The sequence below is a fragment of the Enterococcus camelliae genome, assembly GCF_042685105.1.
In the GTDB taxonomy this organism is placed as follows: domain Bacteria; phylum Bacillota; class Bacilli; order Lactobacillales; family Enterococcaceae; genus Enterococcus_G; species Enterococcus_G camelliae.
In genome coordinates this window covers 43,650-61,404 of sequence record NZ_JBHUMO010000043.1, presented here as the reverse complement: position 1 = coordinate 61,404, position 17,755 = coordinate 43,650, and the positions used below count along the sequence as shown (strand labels likewise).

The window sequence follows — 17,755 nt, the reverse complement described above, 5'->3', positions numbered from 1 at the left end:
ATGTGATATGTTAAAAAAATTTGATTTATTTATTTCAATGGGGATTTACTACAAAAAACAATTAATACAACATCCTAATTTATTAAAAAACCGCATAGAGAATCTTAGAGGAAAAATAAAATTAAAACTTGCCCCTCGATATTCTTTTAAGCATTGGTACAATCGAGCAAAAAAAAAAATGAATCCTCAAAAAAAATCGATTGGGAATCAAACATGTTTAATCTATGTTATTTATGCACAGGATGGAAAGTTGCACCGATATAAACAATATTTTTTAGATCAAATAGTACGCTCATTTGATCAAATTTTCATTGTTGTTAACGGGCAACTTCAAGATGAAGAAATAAAAATACTAAAGAGATATGGAATTGTTTATGTAAGAAGAAATGTTGGATATGATGTTGCCGCTTTTAAATATGCGATGGAGAAAATTAGTTTTAACATCTTAGCCACTTATGAAACTTTGTTTTTAGTTAATGATACATTGATTGGTCCACTGTTTCCCATTCAACCAATGTTGGATACGATGAAACAAAGAAGAGTAGACTTTTGGGGTATTGCATATGGGGAAAAACAATGGGATTTTACAAAAAAAAATATCTATGGTTATATTCCAGTTCATTTGCAAACTTATTTTTTAGCAATTAACCACACTTTATTAAAAGATCCATGTTTCGAAGAATATTGGAACACATTAATGAAAACTACTACAAGGAATGAAGCCATAGCATTTCACGAGACAAGATTTACAAAATATTTTGAAGATAGAGGTTTTCGTAGTAGTTCCTATTCCAGATGTTCAGAAGATACTGCAATGTTTAAGCATCCTCTTATACTTGTTAAAAAAGATAATGTCCCTTTCATAAAAACGACCGCTATTAAGCAAATGAGTGAGTTGTATCTGAAATGGATGGGGGAGAAACAGGACTTTCGATTTAAAAAGTTAGTAGAATTTGTTAATCATTCCACTAACTACCCTGTAAAGTTAATTGATGAGGTTTATCGTACATCATTTTTAGATAAAAAGCATATTGTTATTATTGATGGAACAAATGACTCTATTCCACAGTTAAATAGATATCGTGTTCAAAATAAAAAAGAACAGTTAGAAACTTTAGGATATAAGGTAATAGTCAATTCACTTATGGAATGTAACATTGAATCTTGTGTAAACTGTTTTATAATTATTATTTATAGGGCGATAAAAACACCTTTTTTAGAGGAACTTTGTGATCGAGCAAAAATAATGGGGGTTCCCGTTTTGTACGAATTGGATGATTTGATTATTGATACTGAATATACTAATCAGTTATCTTATGTACAATCTTTGTCTCTTTTTGAGAAAAGTAAATATGATAAAACAGTTTCTTCTTATCGAAGCATGCTTCTTTTAACCGATGGAATTATTGTCAGTACTAAAAAATTAAAAGAGACGATGCAGTCCTTTCAAAAGCCTGTTTTTATTAATAGAAATCTAGCAAGCCATGATTTAATAGTCACCTCTGAATCTGTTTTGTCGGGAAAAGAACATCCAAGAGAAATTATCTTAGGCTACTTTTCTGGCTCTATTACGCATAACGAAAATTTTTTATTAATTGTAGATAGTTTAGTCGAACTTTTCGAGTCGTACTCGGAAATAAAATTAGTGATTGTAGGATACCTGGATATTCCTGAGCAATTGAATAATTATCGCGACCGCATTGAAATTCATGATTTTGTGCCGTGGCAAAAATTACCTGAATTTATAAAAGGCATTGATATTAATTTAGCACCTTTAGTGGAGACTATTTTTAATGAATGTAAATCGGAAATTAAGTGGATAGAAGCATCCCTCCTAAAAGTGGCAACAGTTGCAAGTGATATCGGTGCTTTCAGAGAAATGATCCAATCTGGAGAAACAGGTATTCTGGTGCAAAAAGATTGGACCACTCAATTAAAAAAACTAATAGATTTCCCTGAATATCGAAAAAAAATTGGACAAGCAGCTTATCAATACGTAAAAAATGAATGCCAAACAACAAGACACGAAGATGAATTGACACGATTTATCGCAAGGGAGTTCAAAAGATGAAAACAATCTTATTTATTTCCCCGACTGGAACGTTAGAAAATGGTGCTGAAGTCTCAATTTTCTTTTTGATGAGACAATTAGTTGAGGATGGACATAATGTAATAAATGTTTTTCCAAAATCTTATAGACATAGTCAACGTAATTATGAAAAAAAAATGACTAAAGCAAATATTAAAACTATACGGATGGATGTTTTAAAATGGTGGTGGCCTAACGCACCAGTTACAAAAGGGGTATCACAAAAAGATATCAATTTTTACTATGAGTCAAATTATAGAGAACTGTTGCAAATTATGATTGATGAAAAAGTTGATTTAGTGATTTCAAACACAGCTAACGTATTTTTGGGGGCATATGCAGCAAAAAAACTAATGGTACCCCATTTTTGGTTAATACATGAATATCCTGAAAATGAATTTGCCTATTACAAGCAATATATTCCTGAAATAACTCGCTTATCACAAAAAATTTTTTCTGTGGGGGGGAAACTTAATAAGGAGCTAAACAAATTATTTTTGGATAAACAAGTTGATTGTTTTTATCCATATGTTGAGTTAAATTCTGATTCAAAATTGTTAAATATTGAGGGTGGAAATAAACCAAATGCTCTTTTTTCCATTGGTAAAATCACAAGGAGAAAAAACCAATTAGAGTTAATAAAGGCATTCAGAAAGATTCAAAATCGATATCCATCTATGAAGTTGAAATTTATTGGAGATAATGATCCAGTATACCTTAGAGAGTGTCAAGACTATATAAAGGGAAATAACATTCATAATGTTTTTTTTCTTGGAATTAAAGAGAATCCTTGGACAGAGGTTGAAGATAGTGACATTTGTGTGCTGACTTCTGCAAATGAAACATTTGGACTAGTCTATGTAGAGTGTTTATTAAATGGTATTCCGGTTATTATTTCTGATAATGATGGATTTATGACAGCATATGAAATTTTTCATAAAGGTAGTGTATATAAGTTAGGCGTTCAAGATAATTTGATTGAAATTATTACTCAAACTATTGATCACTTTTTTGAATATAAAAAAAGGGCTCTAGATTATTCGGAGATTGCAAATGAAATTTACACTTCAAGGGCGATGTATCAAAATATTTTAAAACAAGTAGAAAAAATTGATTTATTAACAGATGGAATATTTGAAAAAAGGCAAAGCATGGTTAGTTACAATTTTGAATTCAACAAAATAAAGACAAATATGATAAAATACTGGATTAAGCTAAAATTTATCATGTTTCTTGTAATTCAAAAAATCAATAGCTAGACAATATTGAAATATCATATTAATAATGATAGAATTATTTAGCGATTGACCAATTTATTATTAAGGAGATAAATATGAAACTAATTATACAAATACCTTGTTATAATGAAGCTGATACATTAGAAATAGCTTTAAATGACTTGCCGAAACACATTAAAGGAATTGATAAAATAGAAGTTTTGATTATTAACGATGGTAGTAAAGATAATACTGTAGAAGTTGCTAAAAAATGGGGAGTAAACTATGTTGTTAATTTCAAGTCAAATAAGGGATTAGCTAAAGGATTTATGGCAGGATTGGATGCTAGTTTGCGTAATGGTGCTGATATAATTGTGAACACAGATGCAGATAATCAATATAATGGTCAGGATATTGAAAAATTGGTTCGACCAATTATTGAAGGTAAGTCTGACATTGTCATAGGTGAGAGACCAATTATGCAGACAGAACATTTTTCCCCATTAAAAAAGAAACTTCAAAAATTTGGTAGTTGGGTTGTTAGAAAAGCTTCAAACTCTGATATTCCGGATGCACCTAGTGGATTTAGAGCATATAGTAGGGATGCTGCTATGAAATTGAATGTGTTTAATGAATACACTTATACTCTTGAAACTATTGTACAGGCTGGACGTAACAAAATAGCAATGACTTCTGTTCCAATTAGAACAAATGAAGAATTACGTCCATCACGATTGTTTAGCAGCATGTTTGGTTATGTGAAAAAATCGATGCTCACCATTTTACGAGCATTCATGATGTACAAACCACTAATATTTTTTTCAATTTTAGGTGGGATTATTTTTTTAATTGGTGCATTAATTGGGGTAAGATTCTTAACATTTTTAATTAAGGGAACGGGTGGGGGACATATACAATCATTAATCCTTTCTAGCACGTTAATGATGATAGGATTTCAAACCTTTGTTATTGGGTTACAAGGAGATATGATCTCTGCTAATAGAAAAATTCTTGAAGATATTCAGTTTAGACTTCGAAAATTTGATTATGACAGTGAAAATAAGAAAAACAAGGAGAATTGAAGTGTGTAGCATTAAAAAAAATTATTCTAGTATAATCTTATTTTTCATTTTATTAATTCTTACTTTGGGCCGTTTTGTTATCCAAATGAAAATTTTGCCAGTAACGTATGTAGGTGGCGGGGTTGATGAGCATGTTTTTGTCAATCAGGCAATTAATATACTAAAAGGTAAATGGTTTGGCGATTATAATTCAATAACGTTAGTTAAAAATCCGATGTATTCTTTTTTCTATGTCTTTGTTAACAAGGTAGGACTTTCATATCCTATTGCATTAATTGGTTTTTATATTGTATCAATACTGATTTTCATTCTAGCAATCTTCCCAATTATAAAAAATAAATACTATCTTTCTTTTACCTATGTTTTTTTACTATATTCACCGGTAATGTTAGATAAAAAATTTGGATTTCGTCTTTATAGAGATGCGTTATTGAGTCCTTTGGTACTGTTGGTAATTGCTTCGTTAATTGGTCTGTACTTATATCGAAATAAATGCCAACCTATTCTATATATGTGGGGGATATTAAGTGGTATATCATTTTTCATCTTTTCATACTTAAGAGAAGATGCTATTTGGCTTAAGCCTTTTTTCTTTGGTGCGCTATTGATTACTTGCTTATTTATTTTATTTGAAAAAAAAAGTTTTTCTGAAAGAATTATTAGAATGATTGCTTGTTTGATTCCATTTCTCATTTTGTATAGTTTTACCTCATTATTAAGTCAAAAAAATAAAGAAGTTTATGGTGTTGCAGTTGTAAATGATCATACCGAAACTTATTTTAGAAATGTAATCACAGACTTAATTGCTATTGATGATGGGACAAATCAAGAATATGTATGGGTGCATGAAGATGCACTAAGGCAAGCGTTCGAAGTATCACCTACTCTTAAAAAACTTGAGGAACAATTTGATTCATTCTACATAGATAACTCGACACTAACGACTAAAGTGGATAGTGAGGGTCAAGCAGAAATTTTCAGTGGTAAGATTGTTTGGTTGATGAGACTTGCAGTTGAGAGAGCGGGTTTAGGATATAAGCCATATGTTATTGTTGATGGTAAACAAGTTAGAGGGGCTGTTGCTACAAATAACTTTTATAAAAAAGTGCATAAAGAGTTAAGTGTAGCATTTGAGGATGGAAGTTTGAAAAAAAGAACAAAAGGAATCGCAATATCATCCTCCGCACCAGCTAAAACATCAGCAGATATTATTAATAATGTAATACCTAAAGTTTTATACTCAACCAAACAAACCGTATTTTATGAAAATTACTTTATCAATGAAGATATTCGGGCAGTAAACGGTGATTCAAGTAAGGTTCGGGAAATCGAAATGCTAATAAACTCACCTTTAAATTATCCGGTCAGTTCAGAACAAAGTATCTACAATCGACCTATTACAAAAATGATTCCACGAGTCAATTTTATTATTAACCTCTATAGAGGAACAGTATGGACATTAATCGTAACATCTTTAATAGGTATGCTTTATTTCATTTTTTGCTTATTTAATAGAAATTTTCAAGAGCATTTCTTTGGTATTTCAATTATCAATCTTGGTCTAATAGCCTCTTACTTCATATTATTAATTGGTGTTTCATGGGCTTATTCGTGGGTAAGTGGAGATACCATGAACCGATTGTATTTTTACACTAGCGGAGCTGTTCCAGTACTTCAAATTTTTTACGTAATTAATTGTTATGGTTTTGTAAAACTTCTCACGGCAACTATCTCCAAATATAAAGTTAAAAAGTAAAAATTGAAGGAGTAGACGATACATGTCTATTCCTTCAATTATTAGGAAGGGATCCCATGAAAAATAAAAGTCTGATAAGTTATAGAGCGTCGAAATTTTTAACGATATTGATTATCTATTTATTGATGATTTATCAAAAAAATTTTTTTCAAGATGTGACTTTTACTTATACGAATTTGATGTACGTATTTCAGCCGTTTGATTCGTTACGAAAAGAAGTTATAGGGCCGTGGCTATCTGATCCGGCTGATAATGTTCTTCCTATTGCTTTTTCATCTATACATAAAGGTATTTTTACCTTTTGGTTATCAAATATAGGTATTGGCATGCCTCAAAGCATGAGTATTTATTTATTCTTTATGAATTATTTTTATCTTTTACCATTAGAAATTGCTCAAATAGCAATTTCAATCGTAAAAGTAAGTATTGCATTTGGTACAATGTATGCATTACTTAGGAGATATGGAACGCGACAAGTAAGTGCTCTTTTTTCTGCATTAGTGTACAGTGGTTCCTCAACTATGGTTATGTGGCAAGGGTGGCCACACTCTGATGTTACAATGTTAGCTCCACTGTTATTCTTAGTCATGGACGTATTGACAGAAAAATTTTCTATCAACTATCTGTTATTAGGTGTAGTTGTATTGTTTTCTATGCTGGTTGCCGGTATGCCTACATACGTGGCCTACTTTATGTATTTACTCGGTATCTATGTATTATTTTATGGATTAAAATATCATCGAAAAAACTATAGAGTTCTCAGTATTTATTTCGGTAGTTTTGCTGTTATTGTAATACTTGCAACTATTCTTTCACTACCCTATACAGTTGATCTTTTAAATACAGTTGGTGGGAATGGCTATAACGCCTCACGAAAAAATTTATCTGCAAACTCTCTTAGTTTAGATTATTTAAGAACACTTTATTTTCCTTATATCCGTGACGGACTATCAATACATATAAATGAGGCTACACTTTATACAGGAATTATTTCTGTCATTATATTGCCTCTATCAATTTGGACAAGTAGGAAACAGCCAAAGCAAGCATTCTATCTAGGAGCTTTGATTGTTGTAATGTTTTTTATGTTTTCAGATTTGTTGTATCCTATATATAAACATTTACCTTTAGTAAATACATCGATAAGATATCGGTTAATTGTGCTTATCAATTTTTGTTTGTCCATTAATCTGGGATTTACGATTGAGCAAGTTATAATTGATCAAAAAAATGATGTAAAAATAAAAATTTCTAAAATAATATTAAGTATTACTGGAATAACAACATTTATATTATCATACAATAGAATTAGTAAATATGTAATCTCTGACACATTAAATGATCAACTAGATCTTATTCGTTTTATTAGTATTATTAGTTTTGGTTTATTAATATTGATTATTATAATTGATAGAAAATCTTTAAAAAAACTATTTATTGGCTGCTTGCTTTTACTTACAATGTGGGATATCTCTAATTTTGCTTCCTATTACACACCAGGAGTAAGAAATGATGCGTCTGTTATACCTAAAGCTACAGACTCAATTACTTTCATTCAAGACAACACGGAAAACAACGAAAAAATAGCTCCAGTTGGCGAATGGAATTTTTTTGCCTCAAGTAACGTTTATTATGGAATTAGAGATGTTAGGGGGCATAATTTTGTCTATACAAATAATGACATAAAAACGTACTATGAAGCAATTGATTCAAATGTATATACAACGCCAACAAGAGTTGCATTTAAAGAAATTGAAAATGAAAATTTACTAAAATACATGGGTGTTAAATATACATTAGATACAATTGATAATTTTTCTGATAGGGTTGGATCAAAGGGTGGAGTCAAGCCAGTAGCAATTTTAGAGAATGGTGACAGTTTTACTCAAACATTCTTTGCCACTAAAGATGATTTGTCAAACATAAGACTTTTTGTTGGGACATATGGTCAAAAATTTTCTGATCAGGATTCACTTGATTTTACGCTTACTGATAAACAATCGAATCTTGAGATAAGGAAGTTAAATATTAGTTTAAAAAATCAAAAGGATAATGCCTATATTGATTTCCCATTTGATACAATACAGAATTCAGAGAACAGAGAGTTTTTGATTACTGTGCAATCAAATGTAAAAACAAAAAAACGTATTGCTTTCTATGGCAGTAATCAACAAGTATATGATGGAGTCCTTAATAATAATCTTAATACTGATAATATTGTTTTATTGCCCATATATTTGAGGAGTAATCAAAGGTTGGGAAACGATGGTTTAGTTACTACTGAATTTGATGATTATAGCAATCAAATACAACTCACCGATACAGCATTCACTTTTAATAGCAGAAAGCAACTTTTAAATTACATGAAAGCTAATTATGAAAAAACATCTGTATTTTTTTCTGAAAATGATGCCTATCCCATTGTTGATAATCGACAAAAGCTATCTGACAAAGAGAAGATTAGCAAATATAAAGAAAACGACGATGGTACAATTTCTTTTAATGTTATAACTAATGAAAGCAGAATAGTGTTGGTTAATGAGTACTATGATAGCAACTGGACTGCTTACATAGATGGAAAGAAAACAAACGTTTATAGAGGAAATGGTATTTTTCGAGCAATAAAAGTTAGTTCAGGGAAACATACAGTCGTTTTGAAATATGAAAATAAGTCAATGATCAGATATTTATTTATTACGTTTGGGACGTTCATATGCTTGGTTGTTTTATGGTTTTATAGAAAGAGAGTAGAAGCATGGATTAATTACTATTAGAAAAAGGAGATGCCTAGAAAATGACAGAAAAAAAATATTTGTATTTTTTAAAAAAAATTTTACCTAATGAATTTGAAGAATACGAAAACGTACTTCAAATCATCTTTTGGATTCTATTTTCAACTTTTGTCATAAATTACTTGATTGGCCAACACTATGAATTTGGTATACCTTTTTCTTTATTTGTTTCATTAGGATTTATCCAATGGGCACCACTATACAGCTCTCAAAAAAAAATCCTTGTTAGCAAAAATAAACATACTAAACTTTCAATTAAAGAGCTATGTAAATACGAGTTATTTTCATATTTTATGCTAAATTTTTGTTTAGTTATTATCCTGCTTTCATTAGGGTATTCATGGTCAGTTTACTTGTTTCAATACATTTATTATTTGACTTGTTACACGATTTTTTTTCTATTGTTTATCCAAATAACAGTGTTACTCATCGATATACATGTTATTTTCGGATATATATCAAAAATATTTGTATTTTGTTTGCTTTGGCTTAGCCCAATCTATTGGACTTTTCAAACATTACCAACTTCAAGATTATTACCTTATCTTTCTGTTTTAAAGTTAAATCCTTTAACCTATATCATAAGTGGTATACATAATACTACTATCAGTAAAATTTGGTTTTTTGAATCACCTAAGTATACTTTGTATTTTTTTTCTTTCAATATTTTACAGTTAGTGTTTTGGAGATGGTTATCAAAAAAGGTTAGTATCAATAGTTTTATTACAAAAACATTAAATTTCTTGAAATTTTTCTGATTGAATTGCACTTGTCATTTTGTTATGGCACAATCGTTATTGTGTGAGACAAAATGAATCGAGGTGCAAGATGCAAATCTTTCGTAAAGTACTCGTGGGTGTTTTAGCCTTGGGTATTGTGCTAGTAACAGCTGCAACTGCCTATGCTGCCCATCTGTACAATACAACATCCACAACGTTTGATGATATATCCAAAACCATTTCTAGAAAAACAGACATGCGGACTGAAGATGTTAGCATTGAGGATAGTGAGCCATTTTCCATTCTGTTGATGGGCATTGATACTGGGGCACTTGGTCGAACGGAACAAGGTCGATCAGATAGTATGATGGTGGTAACTGTTAATCCGAAAACAAAGCAATCAACGATTGTTAGTCTGGATCGAGATATTTTAACCAATATTGTCGGATATGAACCAAATGGGACAGCCTATTTTGACAAATTGAATCATGCCTATGCATTTGGTAGTGTGGATATGGCGATGGATACGATTGAATCATTACTAGATATTCCACTTGATCATTATGTTTCGATTAATATGGAAGGTCTGAGTGATCTGATTGATGCGGTTGGTGGTATTGAAGTGGATAACAAGATTGATTTCACGTTAGATGGTGTTCACGTACCAGTCGGTAAGCAGAAACTAAATGGGAAAACGGGTCTTGCCTACTCAAGGATGCGTCATGAAGATCCAGAAGGGGATATTGGCCGGCAAAAGAGACAGCGTGAAGTGGTTGAAAAGATTCTCCGAAAAGTTTTGAGTATGGATAGCATTACGAATTATCAAAAAATACTCAATGCTGTTAAGAAGAATGTATTGACAGATTTGTCATTTAACGAAATGCTTACGATAGGGAAAAATTATACGGCAGCGTTTGATACAGTGAAATCGTATCAGTTACAAGGCGAAAGTCAAACGATTAATGAAGTTTATTATCAGATTTTAGGAGTTAACGAACTATTATCCATTCAAAATATATTAAAGAAACAATTAAATTTATCAGAGAGTTCAAAATTAGTCATTAATCAAGATTTTTATTATTCATCAAATGGTCTTCTTGGGGATCAATTTTACGATGATACAGATTACAATCAGGTTGCTGAAGCGCCATATGAATATGGCGATAAGTCGACGAATACATCGACAAGTAGTACGGAGAATGCAACAGATGATAGTGACGAAGTTGCAGATAACACAAATCAATAAGTGAAAAGTAAGAGACTTGAACATCGTTCAAGTCTTTTACTTTTCCACAATAATAATGTCGAAAAAAATGTTTCACAGTCTATTTGATATCAGTTGCTGGAAATATAGATTATTCAATGGTTTGAATGGAAATGAAAAAGTTGTCAATTTTATTGTGAAACATAATTGTTGTGAGAGTATGAATATTTCTTAAAATGTTTTATTTTTCATCAACTTTTGTTTTTTTCTGCTAAAATGAAAAAGAAGAAAGTAAGGAAGGAATTATCTAATGAAAAACGGCAAGAAACAATCACAATCTACTTCTATTAAAGAAAAACTAAATAAGGCAAAAAGCGGAGCAGCTGTTAAAAGAGGACATATTCCGTTTCGGTTAAATTTTTTATTTCTTGTCATTTTTGTGTTATTTGTCGCATTAATTGTGAGACTGGGAAATCTTCAAATTGTAAATAGTGAAAAATGGGATCAACAGATTAAAGCGGCGACTGTAACGACCATTAAACAGAGTACACCTAGGGGTTCGATTTATGATGCAAAAGGCAATTTATTGGCAGGCAATCAAGCCAATGCCGCCATTACTTTTACACGGATGTCTTCCATGAGTGCCGATGACTTACTAAAGATTGCTACAAAATTAAATCAGTTCATCGATGTTCCAGTAGATGATAAGTTGACGGAGCGGGACTTAAAAGATTTTTACTTGGCTGATTCGAAACACCTTGAAGCTGCACAGAAAAAATTAAGTGTCAAAGAGCAACTACTCTCTAGTAGTGAGCAATATAGTTTAATGATAAAAAATGTGTCCAAAGATGAATTAAACTTTAATGAAGAACAACAAAAAATTGCGACGATTTTTACACGCCTGAATGCAGGACAAAACTTAAAGACGACGTTCATTAAAAATGAGGGCGTGACCGATGAAGAATTAGCGACGGTTGCAGAGCACGCCTCGGAACTTGCGGGTGTCTCGACGGGTACGGATTGGTCGCGCCAAGTGAACACGACAAACGACGCGTTGAAGAGCATTATCGGGACGGTCTCTACCTCCAAACAAGGTTTACCTGCCGAAGAAGCTGAGGACTATCTCAAACAAGGATACTTTAGCAACGATCGTGTAGGGACTAGTTATTTGGAAAAACAATATGAATCACAATTGCAAGGAACGAAGTCTGAATACAAAGTCACAATCAATAACAAAGGATCCATTGAAAGTACCAAAGAAATTTCAGCAGGTAGCAAAGGAAACAACTTAAAACTAACCATTGATTCAGCCTTTCAAGAGAAGTTTGATTCGATTGTTAAAACGAATTATCAACAACTAATTGACTCGGGTGCAGCCCAATATTCTAATGGGATTTATGCGGTAGCGATGAATCCTAAGACGGGAGCAATTTTGGGTATTTCTGGCTATTATCATCAAGCCAACTCCAAAGAAATGCAACAAAATGCAATTGGGGTTTTCCAAGCTGCAATTGTTCCTGGTTCGGCAATTAAGGCAGCCACCATCACAACGGGTTGGGATAACAAGGTGATTTCAGGAAATCAAGTGATGCTGGATCAACCTATTTATTTACAAGGTTCACCAGCTAAAGCATCTATTTTTAACCCGACTGGATCGAACAATCGTTATATTGATGCAGCCAAAGCGTTGGAAATTTCTTCCAATTCGTATATGATTCAAATTGCATTGCGCTTACTAGGGATTACTTATCAAGGTGGAACCATTAGTATCCCATCTATCAGTGATCAAACGAAAGCTTATGAAGAGTTACGGGCCGGTTTTGCCCAATATGGCTTAGGTGTGAAAACGGGTGTGGATATTCCGAATGAGGAAACTGGCGAAAGTCCTGCTGTATCCTCACTTTCTGAAACCAATGGTGACGGTGGGAAAGTGCTCGATTTGGCTTTCGGACAATTTGATACGTATACACCTTTACAGATGGTTCAGTATATTTCCGCTATCGCCAATGGTGGAAGCAGAGTAGAGCCACATTTCGTTGAAGGAATTTATAACAATGATGCCAATGGGAATTTAGGTGAGCTGAAAGAAAGTATCGCTACGAAAGTTCTGAATAAGATTGACATCACGTCAGATGAGATGGCCATTTTAAAACAAGGACTTTATGATGTGGTTCATGGAAATGATCCATTTACAACGGCTCGCCCATTAGCAAGTACAAAAATGACGGTTTCCGCAAAAACAGGGACGGCTGAAACGAGCGTAACAACAGAATCAGGACAACTGGTAGAATTAAACAATCACAATGCTGTTGTCTATGGTCCAACCGATGATCCAGAAATTGCTGTGGCAATCATGGTACCTAAGATTAAACAGACAGATACCACGTACCCCAATTTAGTCATTGCAAAGCAAATTATGGATGCCTACTATGATATGTATTTAGCAAAATAACGAATCGAAAACCACTGATGTTTGACCAAATAAAAGATTTTTGGTATATATACATCAGTGGCTTTTTTTTGTTGCTTTTTTTCTTAATTAGAGTATACTTTTGTATTTGTGAGAACTTGAATTGTGTTTATAAGGAGCAAATGAAAAATGACGACAGAATTCGAATTGAAGCTGAAAATGCTTCATGAGCAATATGGCAACTTATCTTTAGAAGAACGAAAAGTCATCAAAGAATGTTTGAAAAAGCGCTATCCACTAACTTTTCGTAAAACCGAAAGTCTCAAACATGACATCTTACGTTTGGAAACCAAACGGTGTCAACTTGAGTTAGATCCTGCTCATACCCAAGAGTTGGCTGAGGTTGAGAAAAGAGTATTAGAGAAGAAAGAGGCTTTTTTCAAATTGTTGAATGAAGTGAAACAAAAAGAGAGTCGGAGATGATGCAATGGAAATCATTGAGCTATTGGTTATTATTGCCATAGCCATTACTTTCTCAAATGTGTTTAGTAAGGTAGTACCTACAATACCAATTTTTATCGCCCAAATTGTTTTGGGTGTAATCCTCGGGATGACGGAATTTGCGAAGCTCATCTCATTTCAACCTGAAATTTTTCTAATTATGATCATTGCGCCACTGCTTTTCCGCGAAGGGGAAGCAGCGGATGTCCCTGCAATTCTTAAGAATTTTTCCATGATTCTATTTCTAGCTTTTGGTTTAGTCATTGCGACCCTCGTTGGTGTGGGCTTTGCTTTAAAAGCGTTGATTCCTTCCATTCCGTTGGCAGCTTGTTTTGCTTTTGGAGCAGCGTTGGGACCGACAGATGCTGTAGCGGTCGGTTCGCTTGCTAAACGCCTCAAAATTCCACCGCGTGTGCTGCATATTTTGGAAGGGGAAGGCCTGCTAAACGATGCATCGGGCGTTACAGCCTTTCAGTTTGCTGTTGCTGCGCTGATTACGGGGTCCTTTTCTTTATTGAATGCATCAGTCAGTCTCGTTATATCAAGTATTGGTGGTGCCTTGGCTGGTTTTGTGGTCGTATGGGTGAAAAAAAAGGTCATCAGTATTATTGAACGGGCTTCTGCTCAAGATGTGATTGTCTACTTATTAATAGAATTATTATTGCCCTTTGTTGCCTATTTATTGGCTGAAGTTTTTCATTGTTCTGGGATTATTGCTGCGGTGGTCGCTGGGATTTTGCAGTCCATGGGGTATCGTAAGGTTACGTTATTTGATGCGGAATTGGCGAATGTCTCAGAAAGTACTTGGAAGACCATTAGTTTTACCTTGAATTCATTGGTTTTCTTATTCTTAGGGATTGAACTTTCGGTTGTTTTTTCACCAATTTGGTTGGGACAAGAATATGCAAATATGCATTTAGTCTTCACGATTTTGGCGATTGCCGTCATTCTATTTTTGATACGGTTAGTTGGTATTTCGTTATTTTTTGGTGTTTCAAAGGGATTTAAAAAGTTACCCAAAGCGTTTAATGAAATTTTGATTTTAACTTTCGGTGGCGTTAAGGGAACCGTCAGTTTGGCAGCCATTTTTATTTTACCAGTTACGATAAACGGTGCAGAATTTAGTCAGCGCCCACTACTATTGTTTTTGACTGCTTGTGTTATTATGGTGAGTTTGGTTGGAGGCATGATTGCTTTGCCGTTCCTGTCAGAAGGAGAGGCCGAAAAACCAATTGATCGAACGGAAGTGGCGATTTTAAACGAGGTAATCGAAAATTTGTATTTAGATATTGAAACGCAAAGCATGTCTGAGCAAGAAGAAATTGCGATTGAAGCAGTAATTGATCATTACCATTCCAGAGTCTGGGAATTTTATACAGAGTCCATGACGGAATCGGAACAACAAGAAGTGCAAGAAATTCAATCGTTGATTCTATCAATTGAGCAAGATGGGCTTGATGAATCGTATCGTAAAGGGGAAATTTCGATGAATGGGTATCGTTTGTATACTCGCTTTTTAAAGCGTTACGAGACGTCCGTTCGTCGGCAAATTTTTTCATTTATTAGTTTTTGGTTACTTTTTTGGCGTAGAATGTTACGAATTACGATGCACCCGAAGCGTTTTTGGCAAAGTACGCGCGTAGATAATCGGGTGACGATTATTCGCCGAGATGTTCGAGATGTTCAAAATGTGTTTTTACAAAACAATATTCTGGTTCAGCAAAGTTTGACGACGTTGGAAGATTTGTATGATCCGACGATTGTGCAATATTTTGCGCGCAGACGAGAAGATATGAAAAAACAAATTCATCATGTGGACTTACCTTTTTCCTTTATGGTTCAACAAGAACCAGCCTATGCCAAAGAAATTTTGCGTGGGTATTATTTGGAACGGAAAATCATTGATGAATATGAAGTGGCTGAGAGAGTGTCAATGTTTGCAGCAAATGAATACCGACAAAAGGTAAATTTACTTGAATCATATGCTTTGAGACAGCTACAAAATTCGTAAAAAATCGTTTCACTATCACTTAGGTAGTGAAACGGTTTTTTTTGTGTGTTAAAATAGCCAAGATAGGGAGGGGACTCTTTGAAGGAATTAAAAGTAAACAATTTAAATAAAACATTTGGCGAAAAGACGCTTTTTCAGCAGCTTTCATTTTTGATTCACGAAAAGGATCGGATTGGATTAATTGGTGTTAATGGAACAGGAAAATCTAGTTTATTGCGGGTGCTAGCTGGATTGGATTCAGGTGATGGAGATCGTCAAACAATCTTTGTACCTAAGGATTATCGCATTGGCTTTTTGGCTCAAGAAACGGAGCTGGATCCTTCATTAACCGTGTTAGATGCAGTTTTTCATGGAGATAGTGACTTAGTTAAAACGGTTCGCTCTTATGAAAAGGCCTTGTTGGCATTGAGTGAAGCGGGTGAAAATCTAAGTGTGCAAAAGGCATACACGCTTGCCGAACAAGCCATGAATGAAAAGGACGCGTGGTTGGCTGATACAAATGCAAAGAGCATTCTTCATCAATTGGGGTTGCGAGAGTTGCAACAAACCGTTTCCGAATTATCCGGTGGGCAAAAAAAACGTCTGGGATTGGCTCAAGTGTTAATTGATGAGCCTGATTTGTTGCTTTTAGACGAACCCACCAACCATTTGGATTATGATGCAATTACTTGGTTGGAAGGCTATTTGTCTCAATATAAAGGGGCATTGATGATGGTGACACATGATCGGTATTTTCTAGATCGTGTGGCAAATCGCATGTTTGAGCTGAGCAATGGCCAACTGATGGAATATCAGGGGAATTATGAATCTTACGTGGCCCAACGAGCAGAACGAGATCGCATCGCACAGGATCAAGAAACCAAGCGTATGCAATTATACAAACAAGAATTAGCATGGATGAGAGCGGGTGCCAAAGCGCGTTCCACGAAACAACAAGCTCGGATTCAACGCTTTGAAAAATTAGAGGATCAGCTACACCAAGTCCAATCGAAGGAAGCCATTGCGATTGATTTGGAAACCAAGCGTTTAGGAAAAAAGGTCATTGAATTAAAAGATGTGACCTTCTCGTATGAAAAGAAAGCTATTGTGAAAGATTTTTCTCTATTGGTTCAAACGCATGAACGTTTGGGAATTACGGGTGAAAACGGGGCTGGAAAATCAACCTTGCTTTCAATTATGAGCGGGGCAATTGCACCGCAAGCCGGTGTTGTTGAGATTGGTGAGACGGTCAGACTTGCCTACTACCAACAACAAGGTGGGCAAATGGATCCAGAGAAGCGCATGATTGCCTATTTGCAGGAAATTGCAGAAGAAGTTCGTCGGGTCGATGGTACGTCTATTAGTGTTACCGAACTATTGGAACAATTTTTGTTCCCTCGATCGACACATGGGACGAAGATTGGCAAGTTATCAGGTGGGGAACGACGTCGTTTGTATCTCTTACGATTGTTGATTGAACAGCCCAATGTGCTATTATTGGATGAACCAACCAATGATTTAGATATTGATACCTTAACTGTATTAGAGGATTACCTAAGTACATTTCCTGGGGCCATTATCACGGTTTCTCATGACCGTTACTTCCTTGATAAAGTGGCGGAAAAATTATTGATATTTAAAGGAAATGCGCAAATTGATTCATATTTTGGTTCAATTCGTGATTATTTGACGATTGAAAAAAAGGGGCAACAGGAAGAAACACCGGTTGCTATCAAAGAAGCTCCTCGGGAAGAGGCGACTTCGCAAAAGAAAAAATTGACCTATTTAGAACAAAAAGAATGGGAAACCATTGAGGAAGAAATTGCCCAATTGGAAGAGCAGATTGAACGCTTAAAGGAAGAGATGCTTCATCAAGGTTCTGATTTTACAAAATTGCAGAGCATTCAAACGAGCATTGATCAAACGACTGAACAACTTGACCAAAAATATGCACGTTGGGAATATTTAAGTGACTATGTTTAGACAGACTAAAGG

11 protein-coding genes are annotated in these 17,755 nt (G+C 34.1%); all 11 read left to right on the top strand.

Annotated features, from left to right (window positions below):
- The first annotated feature begins 7 nt into the window (after window positions 1-7).
- The 11 genes from ACFSR0_RS06795 (at window position 8) to ACFSR0_RS06745 (ending at window position 17,743) form a co-directional block, all read left to right on the top strand.
- Complete coding sequence (locus tag ACFSR0_RS06795; RefSeq protein WP_379981188.1) at window positions 8-2,071, top strand: rhamnan synthesis F family protein; 2,064 nt, start codon at window positions 8-10, stop codon at window positions 2,069-2,071.
- Window positions 2,068-3,348, top strand: coding sequence for a glycosyltransferase family 4 protein (locus ACFSR0_RS06790; RefSeq protein WP_379981186.1), 1,281 nt, complete (start codon window positions 2,068-2,070; stop codon window positions 3,346-3,348). The genes ACFSR0_RS06795 and ACFSR0_RS06790 overlap by 4 nt, the downstream gene beginning before the upstream one ends.
- A gap of 74 nt (window positions 3,349-3,422) precedes the next feature.
- Window positions 3,423-4,388: a glycosyltransferase family 2 protein gene (locus ACFSR0_RS06785; protein ID WP_379981184.1), complete on the top strand. Its 966-nt coding sequence runs from the start codon at window positions 3,423-3,425 to the stop codon at window positions 4,386-4,388.
- Window position 4,389: 1 nt separating this feature from the next.
- Window positions 4,390-6,144: a hypothetical protein gene (locus ACFSR0_RS06780; RefSeq protein WP_379981182.1), complete on the top strand. Its 1,755-nt coding sequence runs from the start codon at window positions 4,390-4,392 to the stop codon at window positions 6,142-6,144.
- Window positions 6,145-6,200: 56 nt separating this feature from the next.
- The gene (locus ACFSR0_RS06775) at window positions 6,201-8,918 is read left to right on the top strand and encodes a YfhO family protein (RefSeq protein WP_379981180.1); all 2,718 of its coding nucleotides are present in this window, start codon (window positions 6,201-6,203) and stop codon (window positions 8,916-8,918) included.
- Between the two features lie 20 nt (window positions 8,919-8,938).
- Complete coding sequence (locus ACFSR0_RS06770; protein WP_379981178.1) at window positions 8,939-9,694, top strand: hypothetical protein; 756 nt, start codon at window positions 8,939-8,941, stop codon at window positions 9,692-9,694.
- 70 nt (window positions 9,695-9,764) lie between these two features.
- Window positions 9,765-10,901: an LCP family glycopolymer transferase gene (locus ACFSR0_RS06765; RefSeq protein WP_379981176.1), complete on the top strand. Its 1,137-nt coding sequence runs from the start codon at window positions 9,765-9,767 to the stop codon at window positions 10,899-10,901.
- Between the two features lie 268 nt (window positions 10,902-11,169).
- A complete protein-coding gene (locus ACFSR0_RS06760) occupies window positions 11,170-13,311 on the top strand; it encodes a peptidoglycan D,D-transpeptidase FtsI family protein (protein ID WP_379981174.1) in 2,142 nt (713 codons plus the stop codon).
- Between the two features lie 147 nt (window positions 13,312-13,458).
- Entirely contained in the window at window positions 13,459-13,752 is a 294-nt protein-coding gene (locus ACFSR0_RS06755) for a hypothetical protein (protein ID WP_379981172.1), read from the top strand.
- Between the two features lie 4 nt (window positions 13,753-13,756).
- Window positions 13,757-15,781 (top strand): cation:proton antiporter, encoded by a 2,025-nt coding sequence (locus ACFSR0_RS06750; protein WP_379981170.1) that lies wholly within the window; start codon window positions 13,757-13,759, stop codon window positions 15,779-15,781.
- A gap of 78 nt (window positions 15,782-15,859) precedes the next feature.
- Window positions 15,860-17,743 (top strand): ABC-F family ATP-binding cassette domain-containing protein, encoded by a 1,884-nt coding sequence (locus tag ACFSR0_RS06745; protein ID WP_379981168.1) that lies wholly within the window; start codon window positions 15,860-15,862, stop codon window positions 17,741-17,743.
- The last annotated feature ends 12 nt before the right edge of the window (window positions 17,744-17,755 follow it).

Bases quoted from the DNA above. Each gene is read 5' to 3' on its own strand.
- ACFSR0_RS06755 (WP_379981172.1), top strand. From the start codon at position 13,459: ATGACGACAGAATTCGAATTGAAGCTGAAAATGCTTCATGAGCAATAT.
- ACFSR0_RS06785 (WP_379981184.1), top strand. From the start codon at position 3,423: ATGAAACTAATTATACAAATACCTTGTTATAATGAAGCTGATACATTA.
- ACFSR0_RS06790 (WP_379981186.1), top strand. From the start codon at position 2,068: ATGAAAACAATCTTATTTATTTCCCCGACTGGAACGTTAGAAAATGGT.
- ACFSR0_RS06750 (WP_379981170.1), top strand. From the start codon at position 13,757: ATGGAAATCATTGAGCTATTGGTTATTATTGCCATAGCCATTACTTTC.
- ACFSR0_RS06795 (WP_379981188.1), top strand. From the start codon at position 8: ATGTTAAAAAAATTTGATTTATTTATTTCAATGGGGATTTACTACAAA.
- ACFSR0_RS06760 (WP_379981174.1), top strand. From the start codon at position 11,170: ATGAAAAACGGCAAGAAACAATCACAATCTACTTCTATTAAAGAAAAA.
- ACFSR0_RS06765 (WP_379981176.1), top strand. From the start codon at position 9,765: ATGCAAATCTTTCGTAAAGTACTCGTGGGTGTTTTAGCCTTGGGTATT.
- ACFSR0_RS06775 (WP_379981180.1), top strand. From the start codon at position 6,201: ATGAAAAATAAAAGTCTGATAAGTTATAGAGCGTCGAAATTTTTAACG.
- ACFSR0_RS06770 (WP_379981178.1), top strand. From the start codon at position 8,939: ATGACAGAAAAAAAATATTTGTATTTTTTAAAAAAAATTTTACCTAAT.